Origin of the sequence: Micromonospora sp. WMMD1082, assembly GCF_029626175.1 — a bacterium.
GTDB lineage: Bacteria > Actinomycetota > Actinomycetes > Mycobacteriales > Micromonosporaceae > Micromonospora.
Genome location: NZ_JARUBM010000002.1, coordinates 2,486,989 through 2,504,004 on the forward strand (window position 1 = coordinate 2,486,989; position 17,016 = coordinate 2,504,004).

At 71.5% G+C, this 17,016-nt stretch carries 17 protein-coding genes; 9 read left to right on the forward strand and 8 right to left on the reverse strand.

Annotated features, from left to right (window positions below; all coding sequences use genetic code 11):
• The first annotated feature begins 81 nt into the window (after positions 1–81).
• Positions 82–1,014: an SDR family NAD(P)-dependent oxidoreductase gene (locus O7615_RS11590; RefSeq protein ID WP_278177452.1), complete on the forward strand. Its 933-nt coding sequence runs from the start codon at positions 82–84 to the stop codon at positions 1,012–1,014.
• Positions 1,015–1,035: 21 nt separating this feature from the next.
• Here O7615_RS11590 and O7615_RS11595 read toward each other — a convergent pair whose 3' ends face one another.
• The 7 genes from O7615_RS11595 to O7615_RS11625 form a co-directional block, all read right to left on the reverse strand.
• Complete coding sequence (locus tag O7615_RS11595; protein ID WP_278177453.1) at positions 1,036–1,656, reverse strand: hypothetical protein; 621 nt, start codon at positions 1,654–1,656, stop codon at positions 1,036–1,038.
• An 89-nt stretch (positions 1,657–1,745) separates the two neighbouring features.
• Positions 1,746–3,032: a sigma-70 family RNA polymerase sigma factor gene (locus O7615_RS11600; RefSeq protein WP_278177454.1), complete on the reverse strand. Its 1,287-nt coding sequence runs from the start codon at positions 3,030–3,032 to the stop codon at positions 1,746–1,748.
• Between the two features lie 14 nt (positions 3,033–3,046).
• Positions 3,047–3,382 (reverse strand): YciI family protein, encoded by a 336-nt coding sequence (locus tag O7615_RS11605; protein ID WP_278177455.1) that lies wholly within the window; start codon positions 3,380–3,382, stop codon positions 3,047–3,049.
• Positions 3,383–3,487: 105 nt separating this feature from the next.
• Positions 3,488–4,090 (reverse strand): ATP-dependent endonuclease, encoded by a 603-nt coding sequence (locus O7615_RS11610; RefSeq protein WP_278177456.1) that lies wholly within the window; start codon positions 4,088–4,090, stop codon positions 3,488–3,490.
• An 88-nt stretch (positions 4,091–4,178) separates the two neighbouring features.
• Entirely contained in the window at positions 4,179–5,225 is a 1,047-nt protein-coding gene (locus O7615_RS11615) for an SEC-C domain-containing protein (RefSeq protein WP_278177458.1), read from the reverse strand.
• 99 nt (positions 5,226–5,324) lie between these two features.
• Positions 5,325–5,447 (reverse strand): 50S ribosomal protein L36, encoded by a 123-nt coding sequence (locus tag O7615_RS11620; RefSeq protein ID WP_278177459.1) that lies wholly within the window; start codon positions 5,445–5,447, stop codon positions 5,325–5,327.
• A 94-nt stretch (positions 5,448–5,541) separates the two neighbouring features.
• A complete protein-coding gene (locus O7615_RS11625; protein ID WP_278177460.1) occupies positions 5,542–6,177 on the reverse strand; it encodes a class I SAM-dependent methyltransferase in 636 nt (211 codons plus the stop codon).
• Between the two features lie 351 nt (positions 6,178–6,528).
• On the opposite strand from O7615_RS11625, the gene O7615_RS11630 reads away from it, so the two are divergent.
• The 7 genes from O7615_RS11630 to O7615_RS11660 all read left to right on the forward strand — a co-directional run bounded on the left by O7615_RS11630 (position 6,529) and on the right by O7615_RS11660 (position 14,319).
• Positions 6,529–7,866 carry a cytochrome P450 gene (locus tag O7615_RS11630; protein WP_278177461.1) on the forward strand — a complete coding sequence of 446 codons (1,338 nt, stop codon included), beginning with the start codon at positions 6,529–6,531 and terminating at the stop codon, positions 7,864–7,866.
• A 9-nt stretch (positions 7,867–7,875) separates the two neighbouring features.
• On the forward strand, positions 7,876–8,775 hold the full coding sequence (locus tag O7615_RS11635) for a terpene synthase family protein (RefSeq protein ID WP_278177462.1): 900 nt from the start codon (positions 7,876–7,878) through the stop codon (positions 8,773–8,775).
• Positions 8,772–10,367, forward strand: a complete 1,596-nt coding sequence (locus tag O7615_RS11640; RefSeq protein ID WP_278177463.1) for a prenyltransferase/squalene oxidase repeat-containing protein — start codon at positions 8,772–8,774, stop codon at positions 10,365–10,367. The genes O7615_RS11635 and O7615_RS11640 overlap by 4 nt, the downstream gene beginning before the upstream one ends.
• Positions 10,368–10,528: 161 nt before the next feature.
• Positions 10,529–12,919, forward strand: a complete 2,391-nt coding sequence (locus O7615_RS11645; RefSeq protein ID WP_278177464.1) for a nitrate- and nitrite sensing domain-containing protein — start codon at positions 10,529–10,531, stop codon at positions 12,917–12,919.
• A gap of 17 nt (positions 12,920–12,936) precedes the next feature.
• Positions 12,937–13,347, forward strand: coding sequence for a roadblock/LC7 domain-containing protein (locus O7615_RS11650; RefSeq protein ID WP_278177465.1), 411 nt, complete (start codon positions 12,937–12,939; stop codon positions 13,345–13,347).
• Positions 13,348–13,355: 8 nt separating this feature from the next.
• On the forward strand, positions 13,356–13,733 hold the full coding sequence (locus O7615_RS11655) for a DUF742 domain-containing protein (RefSeq protein ID WP_278177466.1): 378 nt from the start codon (positions 13,356–13,358) through the stop codon (positions 13,731–13,733).
• Entirely contained in the window at positions 13,714–14,319 is a 606-nt protein-coding gene (locus tag O7615_RS11660) for an ATP/GTP-binding protein (RefSeq protein ID WP_278177467.1), read from the forward strand. The genes O7615_RS11655 and O7615_RS11660 overlap by 20 nt, the downstream gene beginning before the upstream one ends.
• Positions 14,320–14,351: 32 nt before the next feature.
• On the opposite strand, the gene O7615_RS11665 is transcribed toward O7615_RS11660, so the two are convergent.
• Complete coding sequence (locus O7615_RS11665; RefSeq protein WP_278177468.1) at positions 14,352–15,632, reverse strand: CehA/McbA family metallohydrolase; 1,281 nt, start codon at positions 15,630–15,632, stop codon at positions 14,352–14,354.
• Between the two features lie 298 nt (positions 15,633–15,930).
• Between O7615_RS11665 and O7615_RS11670 the strand changes: the two genes are divergently transcribed.
• A complete protein-coding gene (locus tag O7615_RS11670; protein WP_278177469.1) occupies positions 15,931–16,998 on the forward strand; it encodes a lytic polysaccharide monooxygenase in 1,068 nt (355 codons plus the stop codon).
• Positions 16,999–17,016: the final 18 nt, after the last annotated feature.

Here is a 17,016-nt window from a genome sequence, read left to right on the forward strand (position 1 = left end):
AAGCGGATTATCTATCCGATCTGTGCTACCGTCGTCGACAGCGAACGGATAGATTATCCGTTCCTCCATCGGAGGTGCGCCATGCCCGTTTCCTGGACGCTCGACGAGATGCCCGACCAGACCGACCGGACGGCCGTGATCACCGGCGCGAGCAGCGGCCTCGGTCTGGTCGCCGCCGGACAACTCGCCGCAAGGGGAGCAACCGTGATCATGGCGGTCCGCGACGTGGCCAAGGGCGAGCGGGCCCGCGCCGGGATCGCCGGCCACCTGGAGGTGCGCCGGCTCGACCTGGCCGACCTGGACTCGGTCCGCGCCTTCGCCGGTCAGCTGCGCGACGAGGGACGCCGGATCGACCTGTTGCTCAACAACGCCGGGATCAGCGCCGCCCGGCACCAGCACTCCCCGCAGGGGTACGAGCAGGTCTTCGCCACCAACCACCTGGGCCACTTCGCCCTGACCGGCCTGCTGCTGGACCTCTTCCGCGCGGATCGCGATCCGCGGGTGGTCACCGTCGGTTCCGGCTTCTACCGGCTGCTCCGGGGCGGACCGGATCTGGACGACCTCGCCGGTGACCCGGCCGCCTCGTCGGGTGTCCGGTACATCCGGTCCAAGCAGGCGAACATGCTCTTCGGCGCCGAGCTGGACCGCCGGCTACGCCGCGCCGGCAGCCCGGTACGCAGCTACCTGGCCCACCCCGGGATGGCCCGCACGCCCATGCAGGATCAGCCCGACGGTCCCGCCGAGTGGGTCGTGACCCGCATCGGCGGTCTCCTGCTGGCCCGCAGCCCGCTACGCGGCACGATCCCGCTGCTCTACGCCGCCACCAGCCCGACGGCCGAGACCGGCGTCTTCCTCGGCCCTTCGCTGCGCAAGTGGGACAGCCGGGTGCACGCCCGCCCGATCGCCGCGCCCGGCGACGACCGGATCCTCGCCGGCCGGCTCTGGCAGGTCTCCGAGGCCGCGACCGGGATCCGCTTCCTCAGCGCGGCACCGGATCCGGCACCCCACCGGTGACCGGCCGTCGATCGAGTGTGGTCAGGAGGGGGTGGCCGTGGTCGCCGGGGCGGCACGGAACACGATCGTCACGCTGAACGTGGTCCCGTCCACCTGATACGCGTAGCAGCCCGGACCGCTGACCGTCGTGGTGGCCGGCAGGTCGGTCTCCGGGCCGGTCAGCACGGCGTAGTGCCCACCGTCGCGGGGCTCGCCGGTGTAGGCGAAGGCCGCCGCCGCGGCGCCCGGCGCGTCGATCCGCGCCGCCCGCACCAGCACCGGGCCGGTGTAGCCGGAGGCGATCCACCGGACCTTCTTCGTGTACCTGCCGTCGCGCTCCCGGTCCTGGTCGCGCAGTTGCAGGACGCCGTCGGTGAAGTAGTCGGCGACCGGGTACAGCGGGCCGGGACCGAGCACCCGGCTCGCCTGGGAAGTATCGGACCAGGGCCGCGGCTCGGTGACCGGGCAGTGGTCGCCGGGCCCCGCGGTGGGCAGCCGGAGCGGCGGGGCCGCAAGGTCGGCGGGCGACGTTGCCGGTGCCGACGCTGGCGGCGGTGCTGCCGTCAAGGCTGATGTCGGGGCGGCGTCCGGCGGTGGGCCGTCACAGGCCGCCACGCTCGACGCGAGCACCACGACCGCTGCCACCCGGGCCATCCGCACCATGTCCGCAGTATCGACCGGTCCTCCTCGTCCGCGCAGCCCCGGCCGGCCGGGACGCTCCGGTGCCGGCCGTTTGTCGGGGCCACGAGGGCCTACGCCGCACCGGCCCGGTCCAGTAACGCCCGACGCTCGGCCTCACCGTGCACCCGCTGCGCCGCCGCGCGGAACAGCGCCGCCGCGCGCTCCCGGTCGCCCTGTCGGGCGACGAGATCCGCCTCCACCGCGAGGGCCAGTGGATAGGCGTCGAGCCCGCCGCCGGCCCGCGCCTCGGCGACCAGCGCCAGCCCGGCCGCCGGACCGTACGCGTACCCGTGCGCCACGGCGCGGTTCAGCGCGACCACCGGGGTCGGTTGCAGCTGGACCAGGTGGTCGTAGCAGTCGGCGATCCGCCGCCAGTCGGTCTCCTCGGCGCTGGGCGCGGTGGCGTGGCAGGCCGCGATCCGGGCCTGCCACGCGTACGGGCCGGGCGGCAGCTCGGCGATCAGACCGACGCCCTCGGCGATCGCCGCGTGGTCCCAGCGGGACCGGTCCTGCCGGTCGAGCGGAATCAGGCCGTCGGCGGTCCGCCGGGCGGCGTGCCGGGAGTGCTGCAACAGGAAGAGCGCGAGCAACGCCGCCGCCTCCGGCTGTTCCGGCATGAGCCGGACCAGCAGCCGGGCCAGCCGGATCGCCTCGGCGGCGAACGCCGGCTCCCCATCCGCGTCATACCCCTGGGTGAACAGCAGGTAGAGCACGCCCAGCACCCCGGGCAGTCGCTCGGTCAGGGCCGGGCCGCGTGGCACCCGGTAGGGGATGCCCGCGTCGGCGATCTTCGTCTTGGCGCGGGTGAGCCGGCGGGTCATCGTCGACTCGCTGACCAGGAACGCCCGGGCGATGTCGGCGGTGGGCACCGCGCAGATGGTCCGCAGGGTCAACGCGACCCGGGCCTGCGGCGCGAGTGCCGGATGGCAGCAGGTGAAGATCAGCCGTAGCCGGTCGTCCACCACCTCCTCATCCGGAACCGGTTCGGCGGTCGCGGCGGTGAGCGCCAGCACCGCCAGTTCGCGCAGCTTGCGTCGCTCGACCGAGGCCCTCCTCAGCACGTCGAGGAACCGGTTGCGGGCCACCGTCATCAGCCAGCCGCCCGGGTTGGCCGGGACGCCGTCCACCGGCCAACGGTCCACTGCCCGGGCCAGCGCCTCCTGCGCACAGTCCTCGGCCAGGGTCCAGTCACCGGTGATCCGGATCAACGCCGCCACGATCCGTGGGTACGCCTCCACGGCCGTGGCCGCGACGGCCTGCGCCGCCGCGGCCCGATCTGCCGCCGTACCCCCGCTGTCGGCCGTCCGCCCCGCCACCGTGCCGTCGTTGCCCGCCGGCGCCCGGCGAGGGGCCGTCACGGCGGCCGGATCCGTCACTGCTCGAAGTCGGCAAACGGCCGAAGCTCGATGCGTCCGGCCCAGGCCATCGGGTGGGTCCGGGCCACCTCGATCGCCTCGTCCAGGTCGGCGCACTCCAGCAGGTCGAAGCCGACAATCATCTCCTTGACCTCGGCGAACGGTCCGTCGGTGATCAGAAGCTCGCCGTCGCGGACGCGTACCGTGGTGGCGGCCGTCGCCGGCACCAACTGCGCACCCTGCAGGCGCCGACCGGCGGCGTCGTTCTCCGCCACCCACACCTCGATGTCGGGGTGGTTCCCCGGCTCCGGGTCCGGCTCCGGATCGGTGCAGACCAGCATCATGTACTTCATGTCAGGGCCTCCCTGTTGTCTCGTCATGACGAGTGCGTGCACCGACATGACGAACGGCGAACCCCGATCCCGGACACCCGGCAGGGTCGCATGGCGGATCACCGGTCAATCGCCGTCGCGCGGCGACGGCACCGAGGCGAGGACCGCGTCCAGCGGGCGGGGCATCCGGTCCAGGTCGAGGGCCTGCACCAGCAGCCGGGCGTACGCCTCCTTGCGGCCGGACCGGGTGCCGATGAAGCGGTGCAGTTGAGCGGTCAGTTCCCGGCCCTGCTGCGCCGGCTGCCGCTGGAAGAGCCGGAAGGAACGCAGGTCACCCTCGGCGGCCAGGACCTCCTGCACGCCGGTGGTGCCGGCGGCCCGGATCAGCTCGTCCTCCAGGTCCCGGACACAGACGTGGAACCCGAGTTCCGCGATCCGGGTGGTGGACGTGGCGGCGCCGAGGCCGGCCCGATCGAGGCCGCGCCGCACGAAGCCCTCCTCGGCCGCGTCGTAGAGGCCGGTCAGGCGCAACCCGCGACCTCGGGGTCCGAGCAGTTCGAGGTAGTGCCCGATGTTGGTGACGCCACCCATCGGCAGCACCCGTACGCCCTCGCCGGCCAGATCCCGTCCTCGACGCCCGGCGAGCGTCTCCACCGCGGCCCGGTCGCTGGCACCCTCCACCAGCAGCACGGCCCGGGCGTCGAGCAGGGTGGCCATCTCGATCCGCACCCTCACCTCCCGGCCGGTCCCGCCCATCATGCCGGATGCCACCGTGCCGGTGGAGACGCGGACCGGTTGGCGCGGCCGTAACCGCCGGTCAGCTACGGGAACGCGGCAGGCAGCACTTCTTGTACTTGAGGCCCGACCCGCACCAGCAGGCGTCGTTGCGCTCCGGCGGCCACGGAACCAGCGCGCCGGGCCGGGCCTCGATTTCCCGCGCGTACCCGGCCCGCAGCTGCGGATCGGTCACCTCGCCGCCCTGCCGCCCGGCGTAGCCGGTCAGCCCGTCCACCGACGCGCGGAGCACGTGCAGCCCGCTGCGGCCGGTGCCCGCCAACCGCACCATCTCCTTCTCCAGCCGGGCCCGGTGCCCGTCCCAGTCCGATCCGTACGCCTCGGTGAGCGCGGTCTGCTCGGCGCGCAGGCGACCGAACTCGTCCTCGGGGAAGAACAACAGGTCCGGCGCGTCCGTCGAGCGTTGCTCGGCCCGGCGGAGCAGCTGCGCCTCCAGCCGGTCGGCCAGGTCGTCGTGGCGGTCGTGCGGCAGGTTCAGGTCACGGCGCACCCGGTGGCGCTGCTGGAGGAGGAAGAACAGCACGCCGGGCGCCTCCGGCGGGCCCACCTCCGCCGCCCGCTCGGCGACGGACCCGCCCTCCTCGGGCGCCCCGGCGGTCGTACGCTGGCCGAGCAGCGTGTCGACGGCCTCGGTCAACCACTCGTCGGCGACCGACGAGCGGCTCCCGGCGTCCAGCGCCGCGCTCAGGTAGGCGGGCGCGTCGGGCTGCTCGACCAGGAGCGGGCGCAGCTCGGTCAGCTCCGCCATTGCCTCGTCCTCCCGGCCGCCGAGGCGGAACAGGATCCGGGCCCGCAGCGCCCGGGCGAAGCCGGCCCGCGCATCGTCCCCGACGGCGTACGCCGCCACGGCCTGGTCGGCGTACCGCAGCGCGGCGTCGAGGCGGGACCGGACCTCGGCGATCTCGGCGGCCAGGGCCAGCGCCCGGCCGGCGTCCTGCGGATCCGCGAGTCGGCCCCGTTCCACCGCGTCGGCCAGTTCGGCGGCGACGCCGAGCGGATTCGCCGCCCCGAGCGCCGAGCCACGCACATCGTCGAGGTCGGCGCTGGTCAGTAGGTTCTTCGTCGGCACGATGCCACCGTACGTCCGGGAGTGTGCGGCGCACGGCTTGATCACCTGTTCCGTACGTCTCAGGTCCACCCGGCCCGCCACCACCACGTCCAGCCTGGTTCAGCCCTGCCGGCTCTTCCACTGGGGGTTGGCCCGGTTCACCACGGCCACCCGGCCGCGCCGGCGCACCACCACCGAACCCGGCTTCTGCTTCAGCGACCGCAGTGAGCTACGTACCTTCATGTCCGACTCTCCTCGGCTCGGGTCGTGCCTCTTCCGCCGTACGCAGGGAAAAACGCGGGCCCGCGCGGTGGGATTCCCGGTGCGACGGGCCCGGCTACTCGGCGGGGCGGTGGGCGTGACCTCGCACGTGGGGCGAGGCGGGGCCGGTCGGGCCGGTCGGCGGGAAGTGGAAGCGGTCGACGTGGTCGATGGTGAAGCCGGCGGCGGTGATGGCGGCGACGGTGTCGCGGTTGGTGTGGCAGCCGGCGAAGAGCCGCGGCCACAGCGTGGCGTCGGCGAGGCGCTGCATCCGGCGCAGGAGGCCGGGGGTGTCGGCGGTGACGTGTTCCAGGAAGCGCAGCTGCCCACCGGGGCGCAGTACGCGGCGGATCTCGGTCAGCGCGGTGGCCTGGTCGGTGACGCTGCACAGGACGAGCGCGGCGACGGCGGCGTCGAACTCCCCGTCGGTGGCGGGCAGCGCCTCGGCGAGCCCGTCGACGACGCGGACCGGCACCGGGGCCTCGCGGGCAGCGGCTTCGGCGGCGGCGCGCAGGCGCGGTTCGGGTTCGACGGCGAGCACCTCGGCGACCTGTGGCGGATAGTGGGCGAACATGCGCCCGTTACCGGCGCCGACCTCGATCACCCGGCCCCGCAGACCGGCCACGAGGGCGCGCCGGTGCTCCGCCGCGCCGGCACGGTCCATCGCCACGCTGAGCCTCTGGTAGACCCGGGCGAACACCGGGTGCGACATCCCCGTCATCCTCTCCTGCCCCTGCCTCCGGTCACCGGCATGTCGCCGTCTCGTCTTGTCTCGAAGGCTATCGACCCGCGGCCACGCCGGCCGCCACGAGCGCCGGCGGGTGAGTGTGGACGCTGAGTGACCGATCAGCCGGGTTGGTGGCGCGAGGGAGGTCGACGGCGTGGTGGCAAGCCTCAGTGACAAAGGCGATCACCCATTGCAATCCCATCCCTACAAATTGCACACTTGGCTCACGTTGGGCCCTGGCGGTGGCGCGACCCGCGGCCGTGGGGCCCCGGACAGGGGAGGACGGCTGTGGGAGTACCGGAGGCGAAACCAGGGGCCAAAGCCAGCACACTTCCCATGTGGAAGGCCCTGCCACTGGCGGTCCGAGACGCACACCAGGCGCTAGTCGACGTGGGTAACTCTGCTGGCGGTGAGGTCGTCCGCATCGGGCTCGGGGTGTCGAGCCCGTACCTCGTGACCAATCCCGAACACGTGCAGCAGGTCCTGCAGGACAGGGCGGCCAACTATCCCCGGGGCGACGACACCGCGCTCTGGCGTTCGGTACGCAAGCTCGTGGGTGATGGAATCCTCGCCGAAGGCGACACGTGGCTGGCGTCCCGCAGGGTTCTCGCGCCCCTGTTCCGGCGGGGCCGCATCGACGCGCTGGTCAACCCGATGGCCGAGGCGATCGAGGCGGCGACCGGCCGGCTGGACGAGGCGGCCGCGGCGGGCACCGTCGTCGACATCGGCACCGAACTGTCCCGTCTCGTCTGCGCCGCCATCATGCGGGCGTTCTTCGACTCCCGCCTGTCGGTCGACGACGCGCTGCGCATCATGGCGGCGCAGGAGGCCATCGTCACCGCGATGGCGCCGCGCATCCTCGCGCCCTTCGCGCCCTGGTGGGTTCCCATGCCCGGCGACCGCCGCTTCCGCCGTGCCGTGCAGACCATCGACGACATCCTGCTGCCGGTCCTGCACGAGGCGCTGCGCCAGCCGGGCGACGGCGATGACGTGCTGTCGACCCTGGCCCGCGCCCGCCGCGACGGCCAGCCCCTGTCCCAGCAGCAGATGCGCGACGACCTGGTCTCCATGGTCGCGGTCACCACCGAGACCAGCTATGTCGCGTTGACCTGGCTCTGGCCCGTCCTCGCCAATCACCCCGATGTCGCCGAGCGGCTCTACGCCGAGATCGACCACGTCGTCGGCACCGGGCCCGTCCGGGCGGAACACCTCTCCCAGCTCACCTACACCGAGCTGGTGCTCAACGAGCTGCTACGCCTCTATCCCGCGGGCTGGATCGTCCCCCGCCGCGCGGCAGGACCGGATGTCCTGGGCGGAGTACGGATCGACAAGGGAGCAACCGTCATCCTGTCCCCGTACGCCACCCAGCGCATGACGGCCTACTGGGGTCCGACCGCCGAGTCCTTCGACCCCGAGCGATTCGCGCCGGGCCGCGCCGAGGCGGAGGGCCGGCACCGCCATGCCTACTACCCGTTCGGCCTCGGCATGCACCGGTGTCTCGGCGAGCAGCTGTTCAATGTGGAGGCATTGTTGATCGTGGCGACCTTGATCAGTAAGTTCCGTTTCACACTTACCGATCCAGTGGTGCCCGGACCGAGGGTGGCCGCGTCGCTTCGTCCACGACGGAGGGTCGAGCTGACCCTGACGCGTCTCGAACGTTCCGTGGCCCGGTAGGAGCCGATGATGCCCCCAGACACCCCGGCCATCGCGTTCGAACAAGCCGCCGAGCACGGGCGCATCTGTTCGGTGGCCGCGAGAGGCCAGCGCGACCTGCAGGAACGCGTCGCCGCCTACCGCGACCTGTTCCCCGACCCACCCGTCGACGCCACCATGCTCAGCGCCCTGGCGCTGTCCACCGCGTTCATCGCACCCTGGTGCAGCGCCTCCGATCTGCGTACCGCTAACCGCACGTCCCTCTGGGTGACGGCGGAGGACTGGCGGATCGATTCGGTGGCCGCCTCGCTGGCGGAGGCCACCGCCACCGCCACCGCCTGCCTGTCCGTTGCCGCGGGGGCCACACCGGCCGACGGTGACGAGCTTGCGCGGTTCCTGGCGGACATCCGCGACGACCTCGCGGTCACGCCGCTGTTCGCCCGCCTCGGCCACCTCTGGCAGGACGAGTTGCGCCGCATGCTCGACGCCGAGTTGCAGGAATGGCAGTGGAAGGCCGCCCGGAACGCCGATCCGGCGGATCTTCCCTCCCCCGGCGACTACCTGGCGAACGCGGCCGGCTATGGCGCCACCTGGGTCAACATCTCCCACTGGATCGCCACCAGCGCCGTCGACACCGAGGACCAGCTCGTCGCACTGGTCACCGCCAGCCAGGAGGTGGAGAAGGTCCTGCGGCTGGTCAACGACCTGGCCAGCTACGACCGCGACGTCAAGGCCGGCGACCTGAACATCCTCATGCTGGGAATCGACGAGGACGAGGTGCGCCAGCAGGTGGCCGCGCTGATCGAGCGGTGCGACACCCTGCTCGACCGCCTGACGGACACCTGCGCCCAGCAGGTCGGATACCTGCGACGCGTGCTCGGCTTCACGACGGGCTTCTACCACGGCACCGACTTCTGGGGGCCCCGGTGACCACCGTCGACGGGCAGGCGCCGGCCGGAGCGACCGCCGACGTGCGCAGTCAGGTCCGCGACCTCGTTGCCGAGATGATGCGCGAGCCGGCCGGCCGTACGTCACCCTCACCGTACGAGACCGCCCGGCTGGTCAGCCTCGCCCCGTGGCTGGTCGGACACCACGACCGGGTGCGGTACCTGCTCGACACCCAGCGTCCCGACGGCGCCTGGGGACAGGCCGGCGGCTACGCCCTCGTGCCCACCCTGAGCGCGACGGAGGCGCTGCTGGCGGTGCTGCGGTCGGATCCACCGGTGGACGTCGCGGGTCCTGCCCGCGCCGTCGACCGTGGCCTGGCCGCGTTGTTCCGGCTCGTACGCGACGCCGCGCCGCTGCCCGACATGCCGGCCGTCGACCTGATCGTGCCGGCGCTGGTCGACGGGATCAACCACCAGCTCCACCGCCTGACCGCGCGGCCACCGGCCGGGCTGCGACGGTGGCAGTCGTCCGCTCCGCTGGCCCTGCCTCCCGGCATCACCCGCGATCGGCTGACCGCGGTGCGTCGCCTGGTGGCCGCGGGCGGGCCCATTCCCGACAAGCTGCTGCACGCCCTGGAGGTCGTGGCCGACGTCGCCCCCGCCGCGCGGGGTGTCACCCCGACCGCGTCCGGCTCGGTGGGCGCGTCACCGGCCGCGACCGCCGCGTGGCTTGGCAAGCCGGACCGCCCGGATGGCGGCGGGGCGTTGGCGTACCTGGAAAGTACGGTCGGTCGCCACGGCGGTCCGGTGCCGTGCGCGGCTCCCATCACCGTCTTCGAGCGCGCCTGGGTGACCACCACCCTGGCCCGCGCGGGGATCGCCCTGACCGACCACGCCGGCCTGATCAGCAGCCTGACCGCGAATCTGGGTGCGACGGGTACCCCGACCGGGCCGGGTCTGCCGGCCGACGCCGACACCACCTCGGTCACGCTGGTCGCGCTCGGCCACCTGGGCGCCCCGGTGCCGCCCGACTGCCTGTGGTCGTACGAGACGCCCGAGGGCTTCTGCACCTGGCCGGGCGAGGACGGTTTCAGCAGCACGACGAATGCGCACGTCCTCGACGCCTTCGGGCAGCACCTCGCCGCACCGGGCAGGGTGCAGCCACGACATCACGCCACCGTGCGGCGACTGGTGACGGCGCTGCGGGAACGTCAGGATCCGCAGGGCAGTTGGTCCGACCGCTGGCACGCCTCGGGCTACTACGCGACCGCCTGCTGCGCGCAGGCCCTGGCCGAGTTCGGGTCACCGGCGGCGGTGGCGGAGCCACTCACGCGGGCCGTCGGCTGGACCCTCGCCACCCAACGGGAGGACGGGGCGTGGGGCACCTGGGCCGCCACCGCCGAGGAAACCGCCTATGCCCTGCAGATTCTGCTGGCCGGCGGCGCCCACCGGCCCGCAGCGGTGGAGGCGATCCGTCGCGGCTACGCCTACCTGCGGCAACACGACGGGCCGGAGGGGCCGGCACTGTGGCACGACAAGGATCTCTACCAGCCCACCCGGATCGTCCGCGCCGCCGTGCTCGCGGCCCAGCACCAGGCCGGAAGCCTGCTGGCCGCCCCGTCCGGACGGGCGTGACGGCCCGCCCGGCAGCCGTCCGTCCATCATGGACATACCGTTAGTGACGGTCTTGAGTCAATAGTCGGACAACTGCTAGCGTGCGTCGGTCTGCCTACACCGGCGGCTTGTTCGGCATGCCTCTGCCGGCAAGTTCTCTCTGCTCGGCATGGGACGGTCCGATGCGGTCACGCAGCGCAAATCTGCGCACCAAGGTTATCGCGCTCCTGGCCTCGCTCGTTGCCCTCTGGGCGTTCGCCGCGTGGGTGACCCTACGCGACGGCGTGAACCTGCTCGGCGTTCAGGCGATCGACAGCCAGATCGTCTCGCCCAGCGAGCCGTTGCTGCTCGACCTACAGGTCGAGCGACGCCTCGCGGTCGCCTATCTTGGCGGGCCGAACGCGGAACGTAGGGACGCGCTCGACACAGCGCGACGGGCCGTCGACGAGAACGCCGCCGCCTTCAGGTCCACCGCCCATAGCTGGCTCGGTCGGCTCGCCGCCGACCGGGAAGCCGAGGAGCGGATCGACGAGGCCCTCGCCGAGCTGGACGAGCTGGCGGCGGTCCGGGAGTCCATCGACAGCCGCTCGGTCGACCGGGCGAGCACGATCAGGACCTACAGCACCGTCATCGAGTCGCTGTTCGAGATCTACGACGTCGTCGGCAGCCTCGACGATCCCGAGATCCAGCAGGACACCCGCAACCTGATCGAGCTGTACCGCCTCCGGGAGCTCATCTCCCAGGAGGACGCCCTGCTCTCCGGGGTGCTCGTGGCCGGGCGGATGACCCTCGACGAGCAGGCCCAGTTCACCGAGCTGGTCATCTCGCAGCGGTACCTCGCCAGCCGGACCCGGCTGAACGAGTCCGACCAGGCCGACTTCGACCAGGTCACCAACGGCGCGGCGTTCACCAGCCTGCGGCAGCTCGAAGACCGGGTGATCAGCAGCCGGGAATCGGCCCGACCCGCCGTGACCGCCACCGAGTGGAGCGAAGCCTCCGACGCCGCGTTGACCCACCTCCAGGAGATGGTGCTCGGCAGCGGTGACAACCTGGTGCAACGGGCGCTCCCGGTCGCGGTCGGCGTGATCCTCCGGCTCGTGCTGGCCGCCGGCCTGGGCCTGCTCGCGGTCATCACGTCGATCATTGTCTCGATCACCACCGCCCGCGCCCTCGTAGCGCAGCTGCAACGACTCCGCGACGCGGCCCACAAGCTCTCCGACGAACGGCTTCCCGCGGTGGTCGAACGCCTCCAGCGTGGCGAGAAGGTCGACGTCGCCACCGAGGCCCCACCTCTCGACTTCGGCTCCGACGAGATCGGGCAGGTCGGCCAGGCCTTCAACGCCGTGCAGGAGACGGCCATCCGCACCGCCGTCGAGCAGGCCGAGCTGCGCCGCAACGTACGCGACGTGTTCCTCAGCCTGGCCCGGCGTACACAGGCTCTCGTCCACCGTCAGGTGACCCTCCTCGACGAGATGGAGCGCCGCCAGGAGGACGCCGACGAGCTCGAAGACCTCTTCCGCGTCGACCACCTGGCCACCCGCATGCGGCGCAACGCCGAGAACCTCATCGTCCTGTCCGGCGCGACGCCGGGCCGTGGTTGGCGCCGCAACGTACCGATGGTCGACGTCGCCCGGGCCGCCGTGCAGGAGGTGGAGGACTACACCCGCGTGAAGGTGCTGCCGTTCGGGTCGGTCGCTCTTGCCGGCCGCGCCGCCGGCGACATCATCCACCTGCTCGCCGAGCTCATCGAGAACTCCCTGACCTTCTCGCCGAAGAGCACCCCCGTGGAGGTTCGCGGGCAGCTCGTCGCCAACGGCTTCGCCATCGAGATCGAGGACCGCGGCCTGGGCATGGACGAGGATGACCTCGCCGCCACCAACGAACATCTCGCCAGCGCGACCGAGTTCAACCTCGCCAACGCCAACAAGCTCGGCCACTTCGTCGTCAGCCGCCTCGCCGCGAAACATCAGGTCACGGTGCGGTTGAAGCCCTCGCCGTACGGCGGGACGACCGCCGTGGTGCTCATCCCCAAGGACCTGGTCACCACCGCCGAGCCGATGACCACCCCGGCGCACCGGACCGGCGGCGGCCCGTCCGGCAGCACGGGTGTCATCGGCGATGGTCCGCGCGTGGCCGCGATCCAGCAGGCCCCGGTCGCCGTCGCGGAGCCGCCGCCCGTACACCACGACACGATGGAACTCCCGGCGGTGGACCCGCCGCTGCGTGCCGCCGCCGACGCTGCCGCCACCTACGTGGAGGGACCGCCCCCCAGCGAACCGCCCGCGGTGGCGCAGCGCCCGGCGCCGCCCGTTGCGCACACCGAGCACGGGCTTCCCATGCGGGTCCGTCAGGCCAGCATCGCACGGCAGCTGCGGGACGCGCCCCCGGCGCAGACACCACCCGCCGACGGCGACGAGGAGGGACGGTCTCCCGACGAGGTACGCAAGATGATGTCCTCCTACCGCAGCGGCACCCTCCGCGGCCGGGACGACGCGGCGCGTCTGCTCGACATGGACGACGAAGAGCAGGGCACTGCCGCCGACGACACGTCGGCGACCGAAACCGATCGGTAAGAAAGAGGAACGGGCAAGTGCAGCAGAACTCTGCGGGCGATCTGGCCTGGCTGCTCGACGACCTGGTCGGGCGGGTCAAGCAGGCCGAGCATGCCATCGTGCTCTCGGCTGACGGCCTACTCATGGCCTCTTCCGCCCAGCTCAGCCAGGACGACGCGGAGCATCTGGCCGCGATGGCCTCGGGCATCCAGAGCCTCGCCAAGGGAGCGGGCAAGCGGTTCGGCGGGGGTCCGGTGCAACAGACCATCATCGAGATGAAGTCGTCGTTCCTGTTCGTCACCGCGGCCGGGAGCAACGCGTGCCTGGCCGTCCTGGCGGCCGAGGACGCCGACGTCGGCCTCGTCGCCTACGAGATGGCGATGGTCGTGGCCAGGGCCGGCAAGTTCCTCGCCGCACCATCCCGGTCGAGCCAGTCCACCGACAACTAGGGGCCGCCATGACGATGCCCGAAGAAGATCCGGTTTGGTTAGACGACGCGGCCGGCCCGGTGGTCCGTCCGTACGCCGTGACCGGTGGTAGGGCCAAACCCGCCAACAACTTCAACGTGGTCGCGATAGTCCTCGCCACCCGGTCGGCACCGCCGCTCGAGGTGGGGATGGCACCAGAGCAGGCAAGGATCATTGACCTCTGCCAGCGCCCACTCGCCCTGGCTGAGGTCGCCGCTCATCTCAGCCTGCCCCTCGGCACCGTCCGAGTGTTGCTAGACGGACTGGTCGCCGAGGGGTTCGTACGGGTCAACGAACCCCACCAGGCCGCCACCCTTCCCGACGACAGCGTATTCGAGGCGCTCATCAATGGACTACGTCAACTCTGATCGGACGGGTCAGACGACCCTACCCACAGCCATCAAGATCCTCATCGCGGGCGGCTTCGGCGTAGGCAAGACCACTCTCGTCGGAGCCGTCAGCGAGACCAAGCCCCTACGTACCGAGGAGGTTCTCTCCGAGCAGGGTGTCGGGGTCGATGACATCTCCGGTGTCGAGGCCAAGTCGACGACGACCGTGGCCATGGACTTCGGCCGGATCACCATCAGCGAAGACCTCGTCCTGTACCTGTTCGGCACCCCCGGTCAGGACCGTTTCTGGTTCGTCTGGGACGAGCTGACCCTCGGCGCCCTCGGCGCTGTCGTCCTCGCCGACACCCGCCGGCTCGCCGACTGCTTCTCGTCCGTCGACTACTTCGAGCGGGCGAAGCTGCCCTTCATCGTGGCCGTGAACTGCTTCGATGATGCCCGCGAGTACAGTCTCGACGAGGTGCGGCGGGCCCTGGACCTCGACCCGGAGGTGCCGGTGATGTTGTGCGACGCACGACAGCGGCAATCCTCCAAGGACGTCCTCGTCGCGCTGGTCGAGCACGTCAAGGGCCGAGGTCTCACCCGCAAACCCGAACCGGTGCGGTAATCCCCTCACCAGTCCTGCTCCCGAGGGGTGGGTCAGGGCCGTAGCCACCACGGGCTGGTGTAGGCGACACCGAGGTCGTTGCAGGGGTGGCCGGCCGGGCCGGGCGTGCCGTTGGGCAGCGACGGGTCGGAGATCCGCAGAACCACCCAGTCGCCGTCGGCGGCGTTGAGCGGCACGGTGAAGTCGGTGAGCCGGCCGTTGACGGTGTCGATGACGTCCACGACCGCCGGCGCCGAGGTGCCCGGGCGGAGCACCTGGATCCGCAGGGGCTTACCATCCCAGACCGGGCCGCGGTCCAGGTCGAGCAGGAACCGTACGTCGCCGGAGGTCTGGTTCAGCACGCCACCCATGCGTACGCCGTTGGCGGTGGCGTCCACCCGCAGGCCGGAGACCCGGGTGGCGAAGGATCGGCGGGCGGCCATCGCCGCCAACACCGCGGTGCGGGTGTTCTCGGTGACCCACAGGCCGCTGCGGCCCTTGCCCTCGTGGAAGCCCCAGGTCGTGCCGTGCTCGTCGGTGACGCCGGTCAGGCCCGGGCGCCATCCGGCGTTGAGGCAGGCCACCAGCGGTGACGTCAAGCCCGACGACCAGCCCTCGAAGAGGTAGTCGTCGGTGCGGTTGAACATCTCCAGACCCACGAGCTGGTTGCGGGCCGAGGCGTTGAAGGAGAAGTTGCTGAACCGGCCCGGTTCCCGGCCCGGGTGGTTGAAGCTGGCCAGGCCCTCGGGCCGACCGGCGAGCCAGCCGTACAGGCTGCCCGGGCTGCTGGCCCGCAGCAGGTCGGCGAAGTCGGAGGTGTTCCAGACGTTGATGTGCCCCTGCAACGGATGCGACCACTCGAACCCGCGGATCGCGGTGAACTGGCCCGGGTCGTTGGCCGCGTTGGCCAGCTCACCGGTGGTCCGCCACTCCGACGAGCTGAGCCCGTCGATCGAGAGGAGCGTGGCGTGGTCGGTCAGCGCGGCGACGTCGAGACCGGCCTCGCGCATCGAGGCGAACGCGGCCCCGGCGCTGCCGTCGCCATCCGACATGACGGTGTGGTTGTGCATGTCGGCGTGCACCAGCGTCGTGCCCTGGGTGATCAGGGAGGTCCGGGCGGCTCCGGCCGAAGCGGTCGCGTCCGGCGCGCCGGCCATCGTCGTGGTGGCGGCCCGGGCCGAAGCCGGCAGCGCGGCCAGCATCAACATGCCGCCGGCACCGGTCAGCAACGCCCGGCGGCCGACCGCCGTGGTGGTGACGTTGACCTGACCGTACGGCACCTCGTCGGTGGCTCCGTGGTCGTGGTGACAGTGGTGGGGGTGGCGTCCACTCATGGACACACATAAACAGGTAGATATTTGACGATGCCACCATGCCGAGTCGTCGATCAGGCGAACAGTGCCCTACGGCCAGCCCATCCTCGCCCGCGACCGGCCACCCCACCCCGCCACCGATAACGATTTACATCGACAGATGTCTCTACTACTATCTCGCTCGGGAGCCGCCAAGCCGTCGCAGGCAGAAACGCCGCCTGCCCTCTCGAGATCGTCCGAATCGATCGACGCGCACATCTCCTCGGGACTGGGCATCCCGGCGAGCCACACCGACGTCGGCGGATCAACTGGAGCATCGATGAAACTCACCCGTACAGCACGCCGTCTGGGACTAGGCGCGGTCACCGTCCTCCTCGCCTCGTTCACGATGGTCGCCATCAACCAGGCCGGCCCGGCCTCGGCACACGGTTCCGTCACCAACCCGCCATCCCGCAACTACGGATGCTGGGAACGCTGGGGTTCCGACCACCTCAACCCCAGCATGGCCCAGAGCGACCCGATGTGCTGGCAGGCCTGGCAGGCCAACCCGAACACCATGTGGAACTGGAACGGCCTGTACCGCGAGAACGTCGGCGGCAACCACCAGGCTGCCATCCCGAACGGACAGCTGTGCAGCGGTGGCCGCACCCAGGGCGGCCTGTACGCCTCGCTCGACGCGGTCGGCGCGTGGACCGCGAAGGCGATGCCCAACAACTTCACCCTGACGCTGACCGACGGCGCCCGGCACGGTGCCGACTACATGCTGATCTACATCACCCGGCAGGGGTTTGATCCGACCACCCAGCCCCTGACCTGGAGCAACCTGGAACTGGTGCTCCGCACCGGCAGTTACCCGACCACCGGGCTCTACGAGGCTCAGGTGAACGCGGGCAACCGTACCGGCCGGCACGTTATCTACACGATCTGGCAGGCGTCGCACCTCGACCAGCCGTACTACATCTGCAGTGACGTGACCTTCGGTGGCGGCGGCAACCCGCCGCCGACGACTCCGCCGCCCACCACCCCGCCGCCCACCACTCCGCCGCCGACCACTCCGCCGCCCACCAACCCGCCGCCGGCCGGCAATGGCGCCTGCACCGCCACCTACACCAAGACCAATGAGTGGACCGGTGGCTTCGGCGCCGAGGTCACCGTCCGGGCTGGCAACGCCGCCATCTCCGGCTGGACGGTGAACTGGACCTGGCCCAACGGCCAGAGCATCACCAACTCGTGGAACGCGTCGATCACCTCGAGTGGGTCGTCGGTCACCGCCTCGAACGTCGGCCACAACGGCTCCGTGAGCGCCAACGGCAGCACCAGCTTCGGATTCAACGGCTCCTGGAACGGCACCAACGGCACGCCCACCCTCACCTGCACCGCCCGATAACAGCCACCCGCGAGCGGG

Excerpts from the sequence above, each read along its gene's own strand:
- O7615_RS11590 (WP_278177452.1), top strand. The coding sequence starts at position 82 with ATGCCCGTTTCCTGGACGCTCGACGAGATGCCCGACCAGACCGACCGG.
- O7615_RS11595 (WP_278177453.1), bottom strand. The coding sequence starts at position 1,656 with ATGGTGCGGATGGCCCGGGTGGCAGCGGTCGTGGTGCTCGCGTCGAGC.
- O7615_RS11605 (WP_278177455.1), bottom strand. The coding sequence starts at position 3,382 with ATGAAGTACATGATGCTGGTCTGCACCGATCCGGAGCCGGACCCGGAG.
- O7615_RS11620 (WP_278177459.1), bottom strand. The coding sequence starts at position 5,447 with ATGAAGGTACGTAGCTCACTGCGGTCGCTGAAGCAGAAGCCGGGTTCG.
- O7615_RS11625 (WP_278177460.1), bottom strand. The coding sequence starts at position 6,177 with ATGTCGCACCCGGTGTTCGCCCGGGTCTACCAGAGGCTCAGCGTGGCG.
- O7615_RS11630 (WP_278177461.1), top strand. The coding sequence starts at position 6,529 with ATGTGGAAGGCCCTGCCACTGGCGGTCCGAGACGCACACCAGGCGCTA.
- O7615_RS11635 (WP_278177462.1), top strand. The coding sequence starts at position 7,876 with ATGCCCCCAGACACCCCGGCCATCGCGTTCGAACAAGCCGCCGAGCAC.
- O7615_RS11645 (WP_278177464.1), top strand. The coding sequence starts at position 10,529 with ATGCGGTCACGCAGCGCAAATCTGCGCACCAAGGTTATCGCGCTCCTG.
- O7615_RS11655 (WP_278177466.1), top strand. The coding sequence starts at position 13,356 with ATGACGATGCCCGAAGAAGATCCGGTTTGGTTAGACGACGCGGCCGGC.
- O7615_RS11660 (WP_278177467.1), top strand. The coding sequence starts at position 13,714 with ATGGACTACGTCAACTCTGATCGGACGGGTCAGACGACCCTACCCACA.
- O7615_RS11665 (WP_278177468.1), bottom strand. The coding sequence starts at position 15,632 with ATGAGTGGACGCCACCCCCACCACTGTCACCACGACCACGGAGCCACC.
- O7615_RS11670 (WP_278177469.1), top strand. The coding sequence starts at position 15,931 with ATGAAACTCACCCGTACAGCACGCCGTCTGGGACTAGGCGCGGTCACC.